The sequence below is a fragment of the Bradyrhizobium altum genome (genome assembly GCF_020889705.1).
GTDB classification, from domain to species: domain Bacteria; phylum Pseudomonadota; class Alphaproteobacteria; order Rhizobiales; family Xanthobacteraceae; genus Bradyrhizobium; species Bradyrhizobium altum.
Window position 1 is genome coordinate 108,690 of the sequence record NZ_JACMYP010000003.1, and the last position, 19,393, is coordinate 128,082.

Below are 19,393 nucleotides of genomic sequence, written 5' to 3' on the forward strand. Positions count from 1 at the left end.
CGGGAGCGGTGGCCGGCGCGCTGCTGGCGTTGTTGGCGGCGCAGCCGGTCGCGTGGGGCGCGGCGGCCGAAAGCGGTGCTGACGATGCGTCCTTACTCTATTTGAGCAGCGGCGACTGGGAGCGCCAATCCGCGCCGCGGAAGGTCGCGCTCGCGGCCGACTTCATGCGGATATTCTGCACCGATCAGAGAATGTCTGCAGCATCGCTGGCCGATTGCCTCGACCGCGACAAGGCGGATGGCGCGCCGTTCGAGCGCGCCATGGCGTGTGTCAGTGCGCTGTCAGCCGGCCGCTGAGAGGCCGGCGTCGATCCCCTCGGCGATCGCCTTCACATCCAATGCGGTGAGGATCAGGGGCGGGGACAGGATCAGGTTGTTGCCCGAGACGCGCAGCATCACGCCGGCCTCGTAGGCGGCATCGGCAACCTTCGCCATGATCTTCTTGTCGGCGGGCTTCTTGCTGTCGCGATCGGCGACCAGCTCGAGCGCGGCCATCAGGCCCTTGCCCCTGACGTCGCCGACCAGCGGATGCTTGGCCTTGAGCGCGGCCAGCGCCTGCGCGAGGTCCTTTCCGCGTGCGGCCGCATTCTCGTCGAGCTTGAGGCGGCGGGTCTCGGCCAGCGCCGCAAGGCCCGCGGCGCAGCCGACCGGATGGCCCGAATAGGTGTAGCCATGGCCGATCGAGCCGAACGTGGTCGTGTCAGTCTCGAAGGTTTCCGCGACCTGCTCTCCGATCAGCGTCGCGCCGAGCGGGAAATAGCCCGAGGTGATCGCCTTGGCCATCGTCATCATGTCGGGCTTGGCGCCCCACAGACGCGAACCCGACCACGCGCCGGTGCGTCCGAACCCGGTGACGACCTCGTCGGCGATCATCAGGATGCCGTGCCGGTCGCAGATCTCGCGCGCCAGCTTCATGAAGCTGTCCGGCGGCACGATCACGCCGCCGGCCCCTAACACCGGCTCCATGATGAAGGCCGCGATGGTATCGGCGCCCTGGAACGCGATCTCCTCCTCCATCGCCGCCGCGCACAGCTGCGCGAGCCTGGCAGGATCGGTCTCGTTGAAGGGATTGCGATAGGTCGACGGCGCCGGGATATGGAATACGCCGGGCAGCATCGGCTCATAGTTGCGGCGGAAATTGGCGTTGCCGTTGACGGACGCGCCGCCGAAATGGGTGCCGTGATAGCCCTTTTTCAGCGCCAGGAACTTGGTGCGGTCAGCCTGGCCCTTGATCTTCCAGTATTGCCGCGCAAGCCGCAGCGCGGTCTCGACCGAGTCCGATCCGCCCGACGTGAAGAAGGCGCGAACCATGCCTTCCGGCTTGAACCATTCGGTGAGCTCGTAGGCGAGCTCGATCGAGGGGCCGCTCGAGGTGCCGCGGAAGCCTGAATAATACGGCAGCGCGCTGAGCTGGTCCGCGATCGCTTGCTTGATCGGATCGCAGCTGTAGCCGAGGTTGACGTTCCACAGGCCGCCGACCGCATCGATCACGGTGTTGCCGTCGATGTCGGTGACGTGGACGCCTTCGCCCTTCATCACGATCCGCGGCGGCTGCGCCCGCATCTCGGCGGGATGAGCCATCGGGTGCCAGATCGGCTTGGCGTTGTTCTCAACCAGGAAGTTTCTGTCGCGCATGATCGCTCTCTGTCCGGCTGGAGCCTTTTCCGTTCCGATGGAATCGGAACGGGGCTCCAGATTCTAGTTTTGACGCGTTTTCTTCACGCGAACCGGTACCCACTTCGCTCGAAAACGCTTTAGTCGAATTGCAGCCCGAGGTGCCGCAGCGCCTCGATGTAGGACGCGGCCGGGCTGCGCACGTCAAACAGCACCGTGCGCATGTTGCACGCGGCAGCGCCGGTGATGTTGCGGCGCTGGTCGTCGACGAAGACGCAATCTTCTGCTTCCAGCGCCAATTCGTCCAGCACGCTTTGATAGGCGCGCCGATCGGGTTTCAGGATCCCGGTATGGGTCGCGTCGACGATGGTGTCGAAGCGCTTCAGGATGGAGAGGCGGGTGCGGAAATCCGCACCGTAGAATAGGTCGAGTTCGTTCGAGAGGATCGCAAGCCGGAAGCCGGCGTCGGCGGCGAGGGTGATCGCGCGCACCGCCTCGGGGCGGATCACGGTGTCGGGATCGGCGCCGCGCGCGCGTTTCACGAAGGTCTCCATGTCGCGCCAGTCTTCGCCGACCATGCGCCCGACCTCGCTGCTGCGGGTCAGCCAGTAGTCGCGTTCCGAAATCTCGCCGCGCTGCATCGCAGCCCAAAGCGGATCGCTGTCAGGGGCAAATGGTCCGAGCCATTTCAGCGTGCACGGTGCGAGCCCGAGGGCGCGCTCGGTCAGGTCATGGGTCTCGAACAGGGTCTTCGAGATGACACCGCCGAAATCGAGCACCAGCGCCTGGGCGAGCGGCCTCGTCATGCGGCAACCGTCGCGCGGCCGGGGCGGACAATGCCGGCTGCGACCCATCGGTCGAAGATACCGAGCACCGTTTCATTGAATGTCGCGCTGTTGATGTGATCCCTGATCTCGTGCAACTCGACCGGCGGCCGGACCGCCGACCGCATCGCGTCGACAAAGGCGGCGAGGGCGTCGGGATCGTGCAGGGCTTCGCCTTCGCGGTCCCATTGCTGGATGCCGCCGGCCGGCAGCACAAAGGCGACGGGTGCGCTGGCGCCGGCCAGCTTCTCCGCAATCGCGTATGCGATCCGGCGGCGATCGGCGGCTCCCGATGTCGCCGACGCGAGCAGCCGGTTGTGTGCGTGGAACGGCCGATCCGACAGCTCGTTCGGAATCCCAAGCCATGCCGGGAAGTCGACCATGTCGACCGCCCCGGGGGCGACGATCTGCGGAATGCCGGCTCTGCCCGCATTCTCCAGCCGGTCGGCGCCTGAATTGACCACCGAGCCGGTGAGCTGATTGGCGACCTCCTGCAGGCTGAGGTCCAGCACCGCGGCAAAGCCGCCTTGGGCGGCGATCGACTCCATGGCACGGCCACCCATGCCTGTGGTGTGGAAGACAACCACCTCGTAGCCGCGCTGCTCGAGCTGCGGCTTGAGCTCCACCATGTAGCGCAGGCAGCTCTTGCCGAGCGAGGTGATCGCAACGACCGGCCGGTCCCGGCTCGGCTTGATGGCGCTCTTCGCCGCGCCGACGATCGCGCCGCAGGCTTGCGACAGCACGGCGGTGCAGGTGCCGTTGAGGCCATAGAGGCCGCCGGCCCACAGGATCATCATCAGATCGGCGGCGACGCGCTCGGGCGGGATCAGATGCGAGAAGGCGACGGTCGAGACGATCAGCTTCGGCAGGCCGAGCGGCAGCGCCTGCGCGACGTCGAGCGCGAGGTCGGTTCCCATCGTGCCGCCGATCGCAATTACGCCGTCGATGGCATCGCGCGCCGCGAGTTCGCGCGCTAGATTTGCGGCGCCAATCGCCATCAGGGACATCGCCGAGTTTTCGTCGCCGCTGGATGCGATCGCCGCGATCGTGGTCTCCGCAGCGGATGCCACCGCGTGCTTGTCATGTGCGGGTTGATACGGCGGATCGCCGAGCACGCTGATGTCCATCATGATCGTGCTGCCGCCGGCGCGCGCGATGCACGCGCTCATGAACAGCAGTTCGTCGGCCTTGGTGTCTCCAGTGCCGATCAGAAGAATACGGGGCTGCGTGATCTCGGGCATGACCTTCTGCTCGCCGGCGGCGTGAGGGATGTGGACGAGTTGGTTTGCACCCAGCGGGCAGGGCGTTCGGCCATCGTGCGAGCACGCTATGAGGGCGCTGGCCGCGGCGACATCCACCTATCGGTTGATTGCTGCCAAAGCCTTGATTTGGCGAGGATTGCGCCATGCCAGCGGTCCCGGTCCGGAGCCGCTGCTTTTGTCACCGTCATGATGATCCCGCATGCAGCAAGCCCAGATCGATCTGTTACGCTCGGCCGCCATTCCGGCCCAGCAGCTCTTCATCGGCGGCCGGCCGGCGCGGCCGTTTGGCGAGGCGCGGCTCGATGTGGTGTCGCCGATCGACGGCCAGGTGCTGACGACGATTGCAGACGGCGATGCGGCCGATATCGACCTTGCGGTGAAGCGGGCGCGGCAGGTTTTCGAGCAGGGAAGCTGGTCGCGTGCGGCGCCGGCGCAGCGCAAGAAGGTGCTGCTGCGGTTCGCCGATCTGATCGAGCAGCACGCGCTCGAGATCGCGGTGCTCGGTGTGCGCGACAACGGCACCGAGATCGGCATGGCCTACAAGGCCGAACCGCTGTCGGCGGCCGGCGCCGTCAGGTACTACGCCGAGGCGATCGACAAGGTGTATGGCGAGATCGCGCCGACCTCGGGTGACGTGCTCGGGCTCGTGCATCGCGAGCCGCTCGGTGTCGTCGGCGTCATCGTGCCGTGGAATTTCCCGCTGATGATCGGAGCGTGGAAGATCGGTCCCGCGCTCGCCGCCGGAAACTCGGTCGTGGTCAAGCCGCCGGAGCTGGCGTCGCTCACGCTGCTGCGGCTGGCCGAGCTTGCGACCGAGGCAGGCCTGCCGGACGGCGTGCTCAACGTCGTCACCGGCCGCGGCGCATCGGCCGGCGAGGCGCTCGCGCTGCATATGGATGTCGATGTGCTTGCCTTCACCGGCTCGGGCGCGGTTGGCCGCCGCCTGCTGGAATGTTCGGCGCGATCGAACCTGAAGCGTGTCCATCTCGAGCTTGGCGGCAAGTCGCCCAACATCGTTTGCGCCGATGTGCCCGACATCAAGCATGCGGCCAAGGTGTCCGCGAATGGCATCTTCAGGAATTCGGGCCAGGTCTGCGTGGCGGGCTCGCGGCTGCTGGTGCAGTCCGCGATCTATGATCGCTTCATGGATGAGCTGCTTGACGCCACGGCAAAGCTCAGGGTCGGTGATCCCCTCGATTTGACGTCGGATATCGGCGCCATCTCGAGCCAGGTGCAGTTGCGCAAAAATCTTGACGCGGTTGCCCGCGCGGAAGCGCAGGGCGCAAAGCGGTTGATCGGCGGCGAGCAAATCCGCGTCGAGAGCGGCGGCAACTTCATGGCGCCCGCGATCCTCACGGAGGTGACGCCATCGATGGAGGTTTGGCGCGAGGAGGTGTTCGGTCCGGTACTGTCGGTCACGCGGTTCGATGGCGAGCAAGATGCCACGACACTTGCCAACGCGACGCCCTATGGACTCGCATCGGCGGTGTGGACCGGAAGTCTGTCAACGGCGCATCGCATGGTGCGCGCCATCAAGGCCGGCGTCGTGCACGTCAACGCCTATGGTGGCGCCGACATCACGGTGCCGCTCGGCGGCTTCAAGCAATCCGGCTTCGGACGCGACAAGTCGCTCCACGCCCTCGACGCCTATACCGACCTCAAGACCGCCTGGATCGCGCTATGACATCAGCAACTACTGAGCGCGCAGGCGTTCTGAACCGCTTGCTCGATGCCGAGCAGGAGCGCTTCCGGGCGCTGCATCCGCGATCGGCGGCGGCCTGGCAGCAAGGCCGGCAGCACTACCTCTATGGCGGTCCGTCGCACTGGATGCGGCGCTGGGCCGGCGGTTTTCCGATCTATGCCGATGAGGCGCACGGCGCGCATATCCGGGATATCGACGGCCGCGACTATATCGATTTCTGCCTCGGCGACACCGGCGGCATGTGCGGCCACGCGCCCGAGGCGGTGACGGAAGCCGCGCTGGCTCAGCTCAAGCGTGGCGCGACCATGATGCTGCCGACGGAGGACAGCCTTTGGGTCGGCGCCGAGCTGTCGCGCCGGTTCGGTGCGAAATACTGGACCTTGACGACGTCGGCGACCGATGCCAACCGCGCCGCGATCCGCATCTCGCGCATGATCACCGGCCGGCGCAAGGTGCTGGTGTTCTCCGGCTGCTATCATGGCGGCGTCGAGGAGGCCCATGTCGAGATCCGCGACGGCCGCGTCGGCTTGCGCAACATGATCCATCCCAACGGCATCGATCATGACGCCGTGAGCCGGGTGGTCGAGTTCAACGATGTCACCGCGCTCGAGGCGGCGCTGGCGCAGGGCGACGTCGCCTGCGTGCTGACCGAGCCGCTGATGACGAATTTCGGCATGATCCCGGTCGACCCTGGTTTCCACCAGGCCCTGCGCGACCTGACCCGCCGCGCCGGTACCGTGCTCATCATCGACGAGACCCATACGCTGTCGTGCGGGCCGGGCGGCTACACGGAGAGCCACGGGCTCGAGCCGACATCTTCGTCGCCGGCAAGGCGATCGCGGGCGGCATCCCCGCCGGCGTGTTCGGTCTGAGCGAGGAGGTTGCCGAGCGGCTCTGGAAACTCGTCCCCCATGTCAATCCGCGCGAGCGGCAGTCGGCGCATCTTGGATTCGGCGGCACGCTCGCCGGCAACGCGCTGACGGTCGCGACCATGCGCGCGGTGCTGGAGAAGGTCCTGACCTCAGCGAATTACGAACGGATGATCGGAACCGCGACCTGGCTCGCGCAGGAGGCGCGCCGGCTGATCGAGGCGGCCGGGCTGCCCTGGCACGTCACCCAGATCGGCGCGCGTGCCGAGATCATGTTCATGCCACGGCCGCCACGCAGCGGCGCCGACGTCATTGCCGGCCGGCAGCCCGATCTCGAGACCTTGCTGCATGCGTTCTACATGAACGAGGGCATTCTGGTGACGCCGTTCCACACCATGCTGCTGATGTGTCCGGCGACGTCGGGGCGGGACGTCGACAAGCACACGGTGGTGTTCGCGCAGTTCATCGATCTGCTGCGCGGCGCGGGAGCAATCTGATGCAGGCGCTTCCGTTCAATCTCGACGGCCGGGTCGCCATCATCACCGGCGGCGGCCGCGGGATCGGTGCGGCCATTGTCCGGCGCCTTGCGCAGGCGGGTGCGACCGTGGTGATCGCCAACCGGACGCTCGATGTGGCCGAGGCGCTGGCGCGCGAACTCGCCGACGACGGACGAACCGCGCATTGCGTGCCGTTTGACAGGCTCGATCGCAGCAGCTTGCGTGCGATGATTGACGATGTCGCCGCCAAGTTCGGCCGGCTCGATATCGTCGTGCACAATGCCGGCGGTTGTCCGTGGGCCTCGCTTGACGAGCTCGACGAAGTCAAGCTTGACGATACGCTGGCGCTGAACCTCAACGCCAGCATCTGGCTCGCACAGGCTGCGATTCCGCATATGCGCGCCAACCGGTTCGGACGCATTCTCGTGACGTCCTCGGTCTCGGCGCGCGTCGCGATGGGTGGCGGCGCGCATTACTCGGCGGCGAAGGCCGGCGTCAACGCGTTCATCCGCGGCGCCGCCTTCGAGCTCGCGCGCGACGGCATCACGGTCAACGGCGTCGAAGCCGGCTTCATCGAGAAGCCGGGCCGCGGCACCATGAGCGCGCCGGAGAACAAGGCGAAACTCGAACGCTTCATTCCGATGGGGCATATGGGGAGCGCGGACGACATCGCCTGCGCGATGCTCTATCTCACCTCCACTGAGGCCAAATATGTCACCGGGCAGACCATCGTCGTCGACGGCGGCTCGACGCTGCCGGAGACCGGATTTGCCGTCGAACGGCAGTGGGGGCTCTAGATGAGCATGATCCTTTCGGAAGACCGGTTTCCATTTTTCCGGATCATGCCCTGATGCCGCGGCTGGACGGAAAGACCGCGCTGGTGACAGGCGCAGCCACGGGGATCGGCCGGGCCACGGCTTCACTGCTGGCATTGAGCGGCGCGCGCGTCGTGCTGTTCGGCCTCGGTGAGGCTGAGTTGCAAGCAGCCGCGGCGGAGTGCGGCGGGCAGGCGGTCCATGGCGACGTCACGCGTCCGGACGACATTGCCAACGCCGTCGCCGCCTGCGGCGCGTGGCTCGATATCGTCGTCAACGCCGCCGGCCTGATCGTGCCGGATCAGCCAGCGAGCATCTCCGACGAGGTCTGGGCCAGGACGCTCGATGTCAACCTCACGGGGACCATGCGGGTCTGCCGGGCATCCCTGCCGCTGCTCCAGCAGCGTGGCGGCGCGATCGTCAACATCGCCTCGGTTGCCGCGTTCAATGCCAGCCCGGACAGCGCAAGCTACGCCGCCAGCAAGGCGGCCGTCGTCGCCTATACGCGTTCGCTGGCCTATGCCCACGGCGCCGACGGCGTTCGCGCCAATGCCGTGGCGCCCGGCTGGGTGCGGACGCCGATGAGCGCCTATGAAATGCAGCTGCTCGCGGACCAGAATGGCACCACCGCCGAGACCGAGTTTCGCGGTGTCGAGCGGCGGATCGCTTTGGGACGGATGGCCGAGCCCGCCGAGATCGCGGCATGCTGCCTGTTCCTCGCTTCCGACGAGGCGTCCTTCGTGACCGGAGCAGTGCTGGTCGCCGATGGCGGCGGCCGCTCGCCGACGCAAAATCGCGCCGTGTAGGGCCTCGTTTCGAAGCAATCGGAACGTGGCACGAGAAGCGGCCGCGGCAATGACGACTGACTTGTTCAAACGCCCTGGATCGTGCCGCGCTCGCGTCTCCAGCCGATCTCCGCCGGCGACGTGGGCAGGCGGCCGCAACGTCACTCCGGCGCGATCGGATGCGCTGGACGCTCGATCGATGACCTGAGGCTCTCGAGTTCAACGAAGGCATCGGCGTGTCTGCGAAGCTCATCGGCGATCATCGGAGGCTTCGTTCGGATGCTGGAAACGACGGTGACACGCACGCCCATCCGCCTGACGGCGTCGACAACGGCTCGCAGGTCACCATCGCCGGAGAACACGAACGCATGGTCGATGCGGTGCGCGATCTCCATTGCGTCGACCGCGAGGTCGATGCCGATGCTGCGCTTCATTCGTCGCCGTCCCTCGCCGTCGTCGTGCTGCTTGGCGGCCTTTCTCCTCACCGCATATCCGTTGTAATCGAGCCAGTCCACCAGCGGCCGAAGGCTGCTGAATTCGTCGTCGTCCCTCACGACCGTGTAGAAATAGGCACGGACGATTTGCCCATGCTTGCCGAACTCCGAGAGCAATCGCCGGAAGTCGACTTCAAAGCCGAGGTTCTTGACCGTCGTGTGCAAATTCGCACCATCGATGAAAAGTGCAATACGATCGGTCATCTGAAGCCCCATGACGCCGGATCAGTCGCCTTCTTGCTTTTCGTTCTAAGAATTTCTTGAGCGCATCGCGGCGCCACCTAATGTCTTCGCTTAAATCACTCATCCTAAGGCAAGGACTCGGTCGGGAAAAAGCACAAATTGAGCGGCGCGATCACCACGCTGATCGTGCGCTTATTGATAAAGGTGCCTAAGCCACGCCGAGTCCGAGTGCAGACGGACCAGTGCACGTTGAACGGTGATGCTGGCCGGCCCCCGACGTACACACACGTTCAGCTAACAAGAGAATTGCCCGCTATGGCGCTTTGATGGCATCGGTTGCAATGACCGGGTGTACTTATCTCCAATTCGGATGTCCGTCGGCCCTCGGAACAACAACCCTCGCTTCGTCGGCGAAAGCGTCCGTAGGCAACAATGCGGCGCAGCGGTCGTAACGGGTCGTCGCGCACAGGGTTACGTGACCAACGAAATTACATCGAAAATTCAATCCAGAGTACCGCCGCGTTTTGCTGCTGGCGCGATATTTCGAGATACTACTTTTTTGCAATGCGGGCTTTGTCGATACCTACTGGCCAGATGAAAGCGAATGAATTTGCTGCCCTTAACTGTGCATAGCTTGCTCGTACCAGCGAGCGCTCGCGGACCCTCTCCAGCGCTCGCCGATAGCGAGCGGGTCGTGGTCGACCAATCGCCCAATGTTGAGGATCAGTGGGATTTCTTGCTACCTGTGGATACGACGTCTTCGACGACGCTGATCTCTTATCAGCTGAGACCCTGGTTTGGTTAGGCGCTGTGACGCTGCCCCCGCAAAACGCCGATGATCGACTTTGACCGATCGCTCAGTTTGGCCACGCGGTGGGCGGAAGCCAGCGTTGACATCCCGACATTGGCGCCGGCCGGCAGCTCCACGGGCAGGGTGTTGGCCGGACTTTCGGGATGCTTGCTCGGCCGCCGGGTGGCGCGACTCGGTCGAAGCGAGCGCGATGCCTCGTCGTTCTCCCGCTCTGCTTCCTGCTGTTGCGGGGGTAGCCCGCCCGACCATCGACAAGGAGGCGCAGCCGAGCCCGGTCAACCTGGCGCCAGTTAGCCCGAACGGCGCGCTCGCGGATTGCCGCAGTGCCTTTCCGGATCAGATCGCACAGGCGTAGGCGAGGGCGTCCTGCGTGATCAAGGCGACGGAGCTCGTACGGCCGCAGTTGCCGTTTCCCGAATTGCTCGATCGGGAGAATGCCCTGCGCAAGGTACTGGCCGGGCAGGTCTAGGCCAGGACAATGTCCCCGCTCGAGCGAAACGTGCAGATCCAGAAGCTTCATTCGCAGCCCCTCGATGAAGAGCGCAGCAGGCAATCGGCAGCGCCGGCCGACGCGAGCAGGCCGTCGCTGGCGGTCGCGCAGTGGCGACAATCGAACCCGGAGAGTTGCGGGCGGCTCGGAGGGGATTCTGCGATCTGCTTTTGACACGGCGCGAAGTCCCGATGGCCCTCGCTTCGTAGACCGAGCGGTCGATCGCCATCAACATTGTGCGATTGAGGAGCGCCCCAAACGGCAGGGCTGGGCGTTCACATTCTTCGACCCTCAATCAGGTCAACCCAATCTTGTATCGAGAATTGCCAATCGAACTTTCTTGCGGCCTCTTGGATCGAGTGGCACTTCTCGACGTAGGCTGAGGGGTTCTCTTTGTAGAACTTCAAGGTCGCAGCGGTGAAAGACACAAACCTGTCGGCTTGAACGGGTGCAAGGATGCCCCCGCCCTGACAGGCTTTCTGCGGGAAATGACCGACTGGCGTTCCGATGACCAGGCGGCCTGCGGCTGCTCCCTCCATGACCGGTAACTGTGCAGCTTCGCTGATCGAGCTTGTTATAATGGCGCCGACAGACCGGTAGAACTCCGGCATGTCATGAAATGATGTTTGCTTCGCTGTCGAGCCGGCGACTTTGAACGGTAGCCCGGCGGCAGCCGCGGCCGATTGAGCGAGCGCTCCTCTCTTCCATTCGACACCGTAAGTCTTTGTCGCCATGGAAGATGCATAGCCGACCGCGTCCAAATGCTGAGCTATTGGGGAGTGGAATGTTTCGTAGTCGATGCCTAGAGAGGCCACCATGGGTGGCCTGGAAATGCCACTCATCATGGAAGCGCAATAGACATAGTCGCTGACAACGGCATAGTTGGAGAGTTTTTCAAAAGCCTCGATGCCCTTCCGTTCGATGAGCATGCGGATGTCGAATTCGTGGTGAGACACCGCAATGATCCGCTCGTACGGCACCTTGTACGTATCAACCAGGACACTGACCCCATCCAGGGCAGTAATGAAGCAGTCATAGTACGATTGAAGGGCGTCGAAATGTTGCGCGTGGTTCTGCTGCCAATTCAGGATGTCTACGATGTAGCCTTCCTTGTACAAATTCTTGCTCAGGTCGTAGTAGACCCGTCCATGTGACCAGGCCGGGTAGCCAAAGGCCAATAGCTTCGCCTTAGGTGGTTTCGCACCGGTTCGAGCCCGGATCGTGGGGTGAACGATGTATTCCTGAATATCTCTAACCGCGTAGCCTTCAGACCTGTAGTCCGTCTCGGGATATTTGTCGGGTGCGAGGTTTGAGGAGATAAGAAACAATTCCCAGGTGCTGCAGATCTCCGCCAAGCCGAAGCCGCCGTCGGGATAGGCAGAGAGAAAGGTGCTGCCCAGCTTCAGGCAGAATAGCCCGCGCTCCAGAGCGATCAGTTCCAGCGGCGCAGCTGTGCTGCTCTTGTCCAGGATCGGCTTGAGCCCGTCTCGACCAAACCCAAAGTCTTCCGCCTTCTCGGCGCCTGGCGTATAGCGCGCGCGACATTGATGGCTTGTCGACTGCTGGGGCACCAATAGGACCAGATTGTCAGGCACATGATCGATTGGACCGTGCCGAAGCGTTCTCGTCGCCGGGTCGAGATAGACGATTGTGCCAAACGACGTCAATAATCCGGCCTGCAAGCAATCGGGACTCACGATGGCGACCCCGCCATCATCTCGCTTCGTCTCTTTACAAAGAACTCCAGATTATTGATCAGCCGCTGATTGTGAGGGTCCAGTTCGAGGGCGGCACGTCCCCATGCGACGGCCTGGTCCATCGCGTTAAGATGCCAGGCGGCGATCGCGCCAAGATCGTGCAGTCGAAACCCCCAGCTATGCTCATCATCGAGATAGCTCCCGGTCCGGCTGGTCTTTCCGATGCCGTTTGCACAGGCCCAGAAGAGATTATACCAATCTGCCTGGCTATGAAGGTGTTCGGCCAAATCCAACCAGATCTCGCGCCGGTGTGGGGCTTCCAGTCGCGCTCTTTCGAGCCAGTTGATCTTTCTGGCCGGGTCAGTCCGTGCGAGGTAGCGCATCGCCTCCGCACGTTCCTCGCCCCACGTACTTGTTGGCAGCTCCAAATACCGTGAAAGCAGTGCAGTCGCCTCGTCGCTTCTGTTCGCCCACATATAGTCCCGGCCGAGCCAAAAGCAGATCTGCGAATCGTCGGGATCCTCTCGATGAGCGACTTCCATCAGCGGCAGATATTGCTGCCGGGTATCTTTCGAATGATCCTGCACCTCGCACATCACGATATCGAGGCACTCCGTGGTGACTTCTGCTCCGGAGTATGAGAGAGCTTCATGGACCGGACGCTTGAACCGATATCCCCAACGATGATGAAAATTCTTCGTCGGCCAGCCGCGCAAGATCGCTGGATCGCCAGGATGTGCCCGGTAGACCGTGCGGCAGAACAGGGCCGTCGTATCGGCTAACCACGCAGCCTCGAGCCTCTCCCGCCATCCCGGCTCGAGATAGCGATCCATATCCATGGAACAGCAGACATCGACATCGGATGGAATGAGCGCCATTGCAGCGTTCCGCGCGACATCAAAACGCCAGGGACGGACCGAAATCGTGTGAACGATGACGCCTGCACGCTGCAAACGCTCTACCGTGTCATCACTGCTACCCGTGTCCGCCACAATCCGATGGTCGGCATCCAAGGCAGAGTGCGCCCAGCGCTCGGCATGTGCGGCCTCGTTCAATGCAATCGTGTAGACTGCGACTTTCAATCGGGCTCCTCAGCGAACGCCAAAGTGAAGCGGGCTTTTCTGGTCGTCGGTTCAACGTGCACTTATCAAGCCGGATCCCCCCGCTTGCGGATGGCAACCAACCCTCCCATCAGCTTGGCCCTGGCCAACTCATAATGACTTTCGAAAAAGAGAATATCCGCGAACTGGTGAGCGATGCGGGCCACGCCGAAAGGATCCGGCGAGCGGGCTTCGTTGTGCTGCTTTATCTCGCGCAGCAGTGTCTTCGTGAGCGTAATCTTGGCCGGGTCCTCACCGGGCGGCTGCCAGTCCAGATCCTCGATGAAGTACCATCCACCATCGGCCAACAGGGGAAAGAGTTCGACCAACGTTTGCTGTTCGTCGAGCGAGGCATGGCTGCCGTCATCGATGATGACGTCAAACGAGCCTTGTTCGATCCGCGCAGCCAGATCACGCAGCTTCCCCCGGTCCGACTGATCGCAAACATGCGACGTGAACCTACTGTTGTTGAGTGCTGAGAAGTCGGTGAGATCGACGCCGGTAACATGGCAGAACGGAAAATAGCTTTGCCAAAGCGCGACCGACGGTACGTCGCTTTGATTTCCTTCCGCAAGCCCTCTGCAAAGGCCGATCTCCATGAGCCGTCGCAACGAAAATCGTCTGCTTGACAGCAAGCGCTGGTAGATCCGCGCATAGCTGTGCCGGTTGCCGGTGTGGCGGTTCTTGTCGGTATTGAACTGGTCTGCCAGATCCGCGAATGTGGGTGGGCCATCCTCGGATTTCGTGAGCATCGCGATCAGAGAGTTGGGATCCTCTGAGCGGGTCTGATTGCGGGCTGTCCAGAGATGCAGCCCGAACACACGGTTATCGTTGAGGTAGTTGGCGAGCTCGCTGGCCGGCCGCTGAAAGGCATTAACCTCGGTCCAATCGATCGAGTTGAAGAGGACTGGACTGAAGACGCTCGCACGCAATTCCTGGCCTTCGGGTGATGCGATATAGTCGGACAGCAGTTTGGGCCCGATGTCGCCAAACATGATCGGTTCTTTACTGTACAAGCAGTCGACCGAACGCTCGTACAGGGTACGCAAGTGGCGGCTGAATGGCTTGGCATAGATCACATTGCCGCAAACGAAGTGCCGGCGATGTCCGCCGCGCCATTGCAGGTTGAAGAAGTAGTCGCCGACGAACGGGAATGGCTTTAGCAGGATAACGTCGGAGTCCATCCAAAGACCGCCATGCTCGTAAAGCAGGGCGTACCGGAATATGTCGCTGAAGAATCGCACTTCCGACCGAGTGGCCGCTCGATCGAACAGCGCCTTGGGCACAACATCCGACGCGTTCCGAATGTCGATCCCTCGCGCCGCAAGGAACGCGAACTTATCAGGCGAATAAGTCCAGATGCGAACCGCATGCCCGGCGGCGCGCATTGACGATGTCGCGGCCATCAGCGTTCGGTGCTGATCCGACATTGGCTCGTAGAACAGATTGATTTGCGGCAACGGCCCAGATTCGTCTCCGAGCTGGGGTGCAATCCGGTCATCGAAGGCTTTAGTCGAGCTGAGACGTCCTTCGGTGGAATCAGCGAGGCGGAGGAATGGGGCGAGGCTCTCGAAGAAAGTTTCGGTTGATTGTGGCTCTGCGGCGTCATTCGTCGCGACCGGGAGCGGGGCAATCAGGTAATTCTGGATCCCGTCATAGCGTTGGTATTGTCCGACGGTATGGTATCCGTATTGAGCACACCAGTGTTCGAAGGCAGCGCCCGCGGAATCCCATATCTCGATGAAGATGGTCGGACGCCAACGTTTGATCGTTTCGCGCAGTCCATCGAGTATCTCGAACTCCATTCCCTCAGCGTCGAGCTTGATGAGTTCTATCGGTTCATCAAGCAGTACGGAGTCGCCGGGAATTGCATCGGCCTCGCCGAGCGGATCGGCGAAGAAGCGGGTGTGGCCGAGATTGTCAGGGTCGGGCGTTTCCTTGCGGAATCTGCCGCATCTCGCACCGAGCGCGGTGCCGAGATTGCTCATGTCTATGTTTCGGCAGCCATTCATGCTGCAGTTTGCCTTGAGGATCGATACGGCGACATCATTGGGCTCGAAGACGATGATCTTTGGAGCGTTCGTGAACTTCGACATGTATATCGCGTGATTGCCGACGTTTGCTCCAATGTCGACGAATGCCCCGGTTCCTCGGTAGTGACTCGCAATGAGTCCGAGCTCCTCGCTCTCGTAGAACTGTCCTTGCTGGTGAAACTTCATCACCGCGTCTGACGGGTTGGTCACGAAGAATCGGACCGGCTGCCCCTTTACAACGGACTCGACGACGGAGCCGAGCGGGAGGGATGGGCGGCGCCCGGTCCGGCCGTCCCAAATCTCGTTCGTGCGCTCCAGCATGCGACGGACGTCGTAAGCCTCGATCGTGGCGATCCACGATTCAGAGTCCGCAACGCTGTAGGATACCAGCAGCCGCTGCTGATCCGGATGCCAGGCTAGCCCGGCCGCAAATTCCACGCCCTTTCGATTGAAATAGAACGGGCGGCTGACTGCCACCATCCGGTTCGAATTGTTGAACCAGACGAACCGGTGGTAGTAGAAGCGTCTTCGTTCGGCCGGGCGCCACTGAACCTCGTGGATGACAGCAAGCCAACCGTCGTCGAACGGAACCAGTTGCGTGCCGCCGCGAAAGCGCGTCGCTGAAATGCGGGGAGGGTGCTCCTGAAGCGTTTTGCCTTCGGCGTTCACGACGCGGGTCGGGTCGCAAAGATACAGAAAGTTTAGGTCGCCATCCGCGACCTGAGGCATCCAGTTCTTTTCATCTCGTTTTGGGCCTTCGGGCTCAAGCTTTCGCCATTCAACCAGACGATAGTGCCTGCTCTCGTCCTGCTGCAGCCGTGCCAGCACCTGTTCGCACCAGCCCTCGGGCGTGAGCTCTCGCACGCAGGCGATGCTCCATAGGGCGTCGCGCCAGGCGAACAATCGCATGTCCTCGAAGCCTTGAACCCCCGGAAAGGCAGGTGGCGGCATGTCGCTGGGAGGCAGAACTTCGGTGCTGGAACGGACCGAGAGATCGTCGCCAAGATGAAGAAGGAAGTTGCGCGTCTTGATCGGTTCGCCATCGGAGGTCCGATACTCGAGCCCGTCTTCCGTCATGGCGTAATTGACCGCCCTCTGAGCGACAAGAATCTGGTCCCCCAATCGTGTCACCGACGGATTGAGCGGGACATAGCCGTCGGGCGCGGAAAAGTCGATCCGCTTCGGCGCGAACGAGGGCAGGACGACGTTCGCCGGCTGTACATAGAAATGCAGGTTTGACCACGCCAGTTCGCGCGGCCCGTCGGCAACGTCCCGGTTGAGCGCGAGATAGTTGCACGCTGCAAAGCCGCGGTTCCTGCGCTCCGTGTCGCCGGCGTAGTTCGCTGCGATCGAATACTCCTCAAGCAGTCCGGTTTTGTAGACATGGTCCTCCACAAACAGGATGTCCGACCTGGGATATCCGATTGTCAGCCCGAACTCCGCGAACAGCGCCGCCGTGTGGTTCTGCCCTCTTTCCCGGTGAAACCTCGAGAGGTCGTAAAGCGGCTCCGCTCGCTGTGACCGTTCGTTGAACGCCTGGAGAGCTTTGCTGACAAATCCGGCGTCGTCGCCCAAGCCACGCAGGCAGCGCGCCTGTTGCAGGCGCGCCATCCAGGCTTCTTCGTCCCAGCCGCCCATGCCGGCGCGCCTGGCATATGCATCGGCGGCCTCGGCGAGGCGGCCGGCGTCGCGAAGGGATTGCGCGAGGTAGAACCAGTAACGGGCGTTCTCCGGATCGCCTTCGAGCGCCGCTTTCAGGAGGCGGATGTCGCGCTCGAATTTGTCGACGCGATTGGATCCGCTGGCATGGTCGATATACGACACACCGATCAGCTCTTCCACGCCGCCCGGCACGTCGAGGTATTCGTGAGTGACACCGTGATAGCGTGCGCCGGCGTCTCGCCGAACCAGACGTGTGTTCGAATAGCTGAGGCCGCCCGATGTCATCTGCCGCAGGCGATAGCCGGCGCCGGTCAGCTTCCCGCGGAAATCCGCGTCCTCGACGACCAGCTCCATGTCTGCGTCGTCGAACAGGAGATAGTCGTAATCAAGCGGCGATGCGTAGGCATGATCGAGCGCCGCGTTGCGAGCCTGTTCGAAATTGTGAAACGGGAAACTGTGCAACTCGCCGGGAATCTTTCGTTCGGCGAAGAAGCGCTTGATGAAATCCTGCGTGCCGTCGGTCGAACCCGTATCCCCGATCACCCAGCAACTGATATGAGCCGCGACAGAACTAAGACAGCGCTCCAGATTTGCGGTCTCGTTCTTGACGATCATATTGAGGCAAAGGCGCTTGGCGTCTGACACTGCGCAAACTCTATGATTTGTGGCAATCCCGGCGTCAGACCGGAGAAATGTGCCGCTCCGATCGAGAGGGATCAGCGATCTTCATCCGCGTCCTCGATATTTTTACATTAATCCAAATTCGCTGAATAAGGAGAGCAAAGGTCCTTTACGGTGAATCGCGCCGGCCGGCGAGGCGGTCCCGTATTCTTGCGGAGTGCGATTGCGCACGCGTTAATTAAAAATCCCTTGCGGCCTCTGTTCTAATCAGCTTTAAAAGAGCGCTTTCTGGGAGGCTGCTCGCATTTCGGGGTAGTTTTCTTATTTCGATAGTTTTGAATTCTTATTTGAAATTGGGACCACCGCGGTTGCCGGTGCTTCTTGGACGCATGTGTTTTTCACACTGACGATTTCACTCCAGCACTTGGGGCTGGGGAGATCGCAGGCAGCGTATTGAGTATCGCATGTCGAATGATTGCGTACGTAAGCCGAAGGTCTCCCCGAAGCATGGGCCTGCGAGGCCGCCGATCACGGCGGCGGGCATCGAGACCTACGCCGGCGTCCTCGCCGCGATGGGGCTCCACGAGATTCTGGTGACCGGGAACTTGCCGCGCGGGCAGACCACCCAGAACGTCACGTATTTCATCGTCGACCGCAATACGAAGGCGATCGTATCGCAGCTCACGCTTCCCGATGCATCGAACCAATTTAACGGCGTCGAGATCCGTCTCAAGGTTGCGCGCCTGTCCAGCGCTTATGACATCGGCATTTTTCAATCCAACGGCGAATTCAAGCCGGCAGAATTTCTTACAGTTCGAAGTGATTTAGACACTCCACCGTCGAGTGGAGCAAGCGGACGCGCCGCCTGAGCTTTTTTGCCGGGCGGCTTTTTTTTGATTTTCGGGCCCAGCGCTCAAGCGCGCGGCCCAACATTTGTTTTTGGCGAAAGGACCTGGCCGATGCGCGGCAAGTCTGAATTTCTTTTTGTTGATTCATTTGTTCCGGATCTCGGCACGCTGCTGCAGAATCTGCGACCCGAAGTTCAGGCTTTCGTGCTTGATCATCGGCGGCCCGCGGCACAGCAGATGGCCGAAGCGCTCGAGGGGATCGAAGGCCTCGACGCGATTCACATCGTTGCGCATGGTGCGCCTGGGCGAATTTGCTTTAGCAGTGGTGAGTGGACGGTTGGAACTGCTGCGCGCGACGCACGCGAACTTGCATCGCTCGGTCGTGCGCTGTCCGCCGATGGCGATCTGAGGCTTTGGAGCTGCGAGACGGGGGCGGGACCTGTCGGCGCAGCATTCGTGCGCGCACTTTCGGACGCGAGCGATAGCCTTGTTTCGGCTGCGTCCGGGTTGGTGGGGGCCGCGGCTTTCGGTGGCCGATGGGACTTGGCTGTGTCAGCCCGCACGGAGAATGTGCCGCCGATGACCGACATCGGGCAGGCAAACTATGCCGGAGTGCTTAGCCTTGAAGTCACGCTTGTCGGCACTCTCGATCTCTCCAGCGGAGGTATCACCGAAACACCGGTGACGTACTACATCACTCAAGGAACGACTATTTTCGCTAGCTTTTCCTTGCCCGCAAAAGGGTTTGGTAGCTTCACATCAGCTTCGGTTGACATCAACCTACCCTCGACAGGTGCCTATTCGATAACTGCTTTCGTCCCAAACTCCGTCAGCCCCAACTCAGTGCCCACCTACACCCAAATTTCGGCTGGCTCTTTTACGGTCAATGCGAATGGTACGGTCACTATCAATACCGCGGATAATACAGCGAACGATGGCGTATTCCAGTTAACCAGCGGTTCGTCGACGAGCAACACGGGGCCGACCGGCGCAACAGGCTCAACCGGCGCCACAGGTGCGACCGGTGCCACCGGCACGACGGGCGCGACAGGACCAACAGGGGCCACAGGTGCAACCGGCGCCACCG

Annotated in this window: 15 protein-coding genes; 8 read left to right on the forward strand and 7 right to left on the reverse strand. The window is 62.2% G+C overall.

Annotated features, from left to right (window positions below; translation table 11 throughout):
• Window positions 1-8: 8 nt before the first annotated feature.
• A complete protein-coding gene (locus H8B02_RS02495) occupies window positions 9-296 on the forward strand; it encodes a hypothetical protein (protein ID WP_229164675.1) in 288 nt (95 codons plus the stop codon).
• Here H8B02_RS02495 and H8B02_RS02500 read toward each other — a convergent pair.
• The 3 genes from H8B02_RS02500 to H8B02_RS02510 all read right to left on the reverse strand — a co-directional run bounded on the left by H8B02_RS02500 (window position 282) and on the right by H8B02_RS02510 (window position 3,678).
• The gene (locus H8B02_RS02500; RefSeq protein ID WP_229164676.1) at window positions 282-1,634 is read right to left on the reverse strand and encodes an aminotransferase class III-fold pyridoxal phosphate-dependent enzyme; all 1,353 of its coding nucleotides are present in this window, start codon (window positions 1,632-1,634) and stop codon (window positions 282-284) included. The two genes, H8B02_RS02495 and H8B02_RS02500, sit on opposite strands and share 15 nt — an antisense overlap.
• 119 nt (window positions 1,635-1,753) lie before the next feature.
• Window positions 1,754-2,419 carry an HAD family hydrolase gene (locus H8B02_RS02505; RefSeq protein WP_229164678.1) on the reverse strand — a complete coding sequence of 222 codons (666 nt, stop codon included), beginning with the start codon at window positions 2,417-2,419 and terminating at the stop codon, window positions 1,754-1,756.
• Window positions 2,416-3,678, reverse strand: a complete 1,263-nt coding sequence (locus tag H8B02_RS02510; protein WP_229164680.1) for a Tm-1-like ATP-binding domain-containing protein — start codon at window positions 3,676-3,678, stop codon at window positions 2,416-2,418. The genes H8B02_RS02505 and H8B02_RS02510 overlap by 4 nt, the downstream gene beginning before the upstream one ends.
• Window positions 3,679-3,898: 220 nt before the next feature.
• On the opposite strand from H8B02_RS02510, the gene H8B02_RS02515 reads away from it, so the two are divergent.
• The 5 genes from H8B02_RS02515 to H8B02_RS02535 are packed head-to-tail and all read left to right on the forward strand — an operon-like array spanning window position 3,899 to window position 8,388.
• Complete coding sequence (locus H8B02_RS02515; protein WP_229164682.1) at window positions 3,899-5,383, forward strand: aldehyde dehydrogenase; 1,485 nt, start codon at window positions 3,899-3,901, stop codon at window positions 5,381-5,383.
• Window positions 5,380-6,273, forward strand: coding sequence for an aminotransferase class III-fold pyridoxal phosphate-dependent enzyme (locus H8B02_RS02520; RefSeq protein ID WP_229164684.1), 894 nt, complete (start codon window positions 5,380-5,382; stop codon window positions 6,271-6,273). The genes H8B02_RS02515 and H8B02_RS02520 overlap by 4 nt, the downstream gene beginning before the upstream one ends.
• On the forward strand, window positions 6,261-6,767 hold the full coding sequence (locus tag H8B02_RS02525; protein WP_229164690.1) for a PLP-dependent aminotransferase family protein: 507 nt from the start codon (window positions 6,261-6,263) through the stop codon (window positions 6,765-6,767). Before H8B02_RS02520 ends, H8B02_RS02525 begins: the two co-directional genes overlap by 13 nt.
• Complete coding sequence (locus H8B02_RS02530) at window positions 6,767-7,564, forward strand: SDR family oxidoreductase (protein ID WP_229164692.1); 798 nt, start codon at window positions 6,767-6,769, stop codon at window positions 7,562-7,564. Before H8B02_RS02525 ends, H8B02_RS02530 begins: the two co-directional genes overlap by 1 nt.
• Before the next feature lie 53 nt (window positions 7,565-7,617).
• Window positions 7,618-8,388, forward strand: coding sequence for an SDR family NAD(P)-dependent oxidoreductase (locus H8B02_RS02535; protein WP_229164693.1), 771 nt, complete (start codon window positions 7,618-7,620; stop codon window positions 8,386-8,388).
• Between the two features lie 140 nt (window positions 8,389-8,528).
• Here the strand turns inward: H8B02_RS02535 and H8B02_RS02540 are convergent, their stop codons facing one another.
• From H8B02_RS02540 to H8B02_RS48360, 4 genes are all read right to left on the reverse strand, one after another.
• Window positions 8,529-9,065 carry a LabA-like NYN domain-containing protein gene (locus tag H8B02_RS02540; protein WP_229164695.1) on the reverse strand — a complete coding sequence of 179 codons (537 nt, stop codon included), beginning with the start codon at window positions 9,063-9,065 and terminating at the stop codon, window positions 8,529-8,531.
• Between the two features lie 1,555 nt (window positions 9,066-10,620).
• Window positions 10,621-12,027 (reverse strand): glycosyltransferase family protein, encoded by a 1,407-nt coding sequence (locus H8B02_RS02545; protein ID WP_229164697.1) that lies wholly within the window; start codon window positions 12,025-12,027, stop codon window positions 10,621-10,623.
• A gap of 11 nt (window positions 12,028-12,038) precedes the next feature.
• Window positions 12,039-13,124 carry a tetratricopeptide repeat-containing glycosyltransferase gene (locus H8B02_RS02550; protein WP_229164699.1) on the reverse strand — a complete coding sequence of 362 codons (1,086 nt, stop codon included), beginning with the start codon at window positions 13,122-13,124 and terminating at the stop codon, window positions 12,039-12,041.
• 65 nt (window positions 13,125-13,189) lie between these two features.
• Window positions 13,190-17,482 (reverse strand): FkbM family methyltransferase, encoded by a 4,293-nt coding sequence (locus H8B02_RS48360; protein WP_229164701.1) that lies wholly within the window; start codon window positions 17,480-17,482, stop codon window positions 13,190-13,192.
• Window positions 17,483-17,922: 440 nt separating this feature from the next.
• Here H8B02_RS48360 and H8B02_RS02560 point away from each other — a divergent pair, with 440 nt between their 5' ends.
• Both H8B02_RS02560 and H8B02_RS02565 read left to right on the forward strand, forming a co-directional pair.
• Window positions 17,923-18,327 (forward strand): hypothetical protein, encoded by a 405-nt coding sequence (locus H8B02_RS02560; RefSeq protein WP_229164702.1) that lies wholly within the window; start codon window positions 17,923-17,925, stop codon window positions 18,325-18,327.
• Between the two features lie 90 nt (window positions 18,328-18,417).
• Window positions 18,418-19,393 (forward strand): DUF4347 domain-containing protein (locus H8B02_RS02565; RefSeq protein ID WP_229164703.1); only part of this gene is annotated, 976 nt, incomplete at its 3' end.

Excerpts from the sequence above, each read along its gene's own strand:
- H8B02_RS02500 (WP_229164676.1), bottom strand. The coding sequence starts at position 1,634 with ATGCGCGACAGAAACTTCCTGGTTGAGAACAACGCCAAGCCGATCTGG.
- H8B02_RS02505 (WP_229164678.1), bottom strand. The coding sequence starts at position 2,419 with ATGACGAGGCCGCTCGCCCAGGCGCTGGTGCTCGATTTCGGCGGTGTC.
- H8B02_RS02510 (WP_229164680.1), bottom strand. The coding sequence starts at position 3,678 with ATGCCCGAGATCACGCAGCCCCGTATTCTTCTGATCGGCACTGGAGAC.
- H8B02_RS02515 (WP_229164682.1), top strand. The coding sequence starts at position 3,899 with ATGCAGCAAGCCCAGATCGATCTGTTACGCTCGGCCGCCATTCCGGCC.
- H8B02_RS02520 (WP_229164684.1), top strand. The coding sequence starts at position 5,380 with ATGACATCAGCAACTACTGAGCGCGCAGGCGTTCTGAACCGCTTGCTC.
- H8B02_RS02530 (WP_229164692.1), top strand. The coding sequence starts at position 6,767 with ATGCAGGCGCTTCCGTTCAATCTCGACGGCCGGGTCGCCATCATCACC.
- H8B02_RS02535 (WP_229164693.1), top strand. The coding sequence starts at position 7,618 with ATGCCGCGGCTGGACGGAAAGACCGCGCTGGTGACAGGCGCAGCCACG.
- H8B02_RS02540 (WP_229164695.1), bottom strand. The coding sequence starts at position 9,065 with ATGACCGATCGTATTGCACTTTTCATCGATGGTGCGAATTTGCACACG.
- H8B02_RS02560 (WP_229164702.1), top strand. The coding sequence starts at position 17,923 with ATGTCGAATGATTGCGTACGTAAGCCGAAGGTCTCCCCGAAGCATGGG.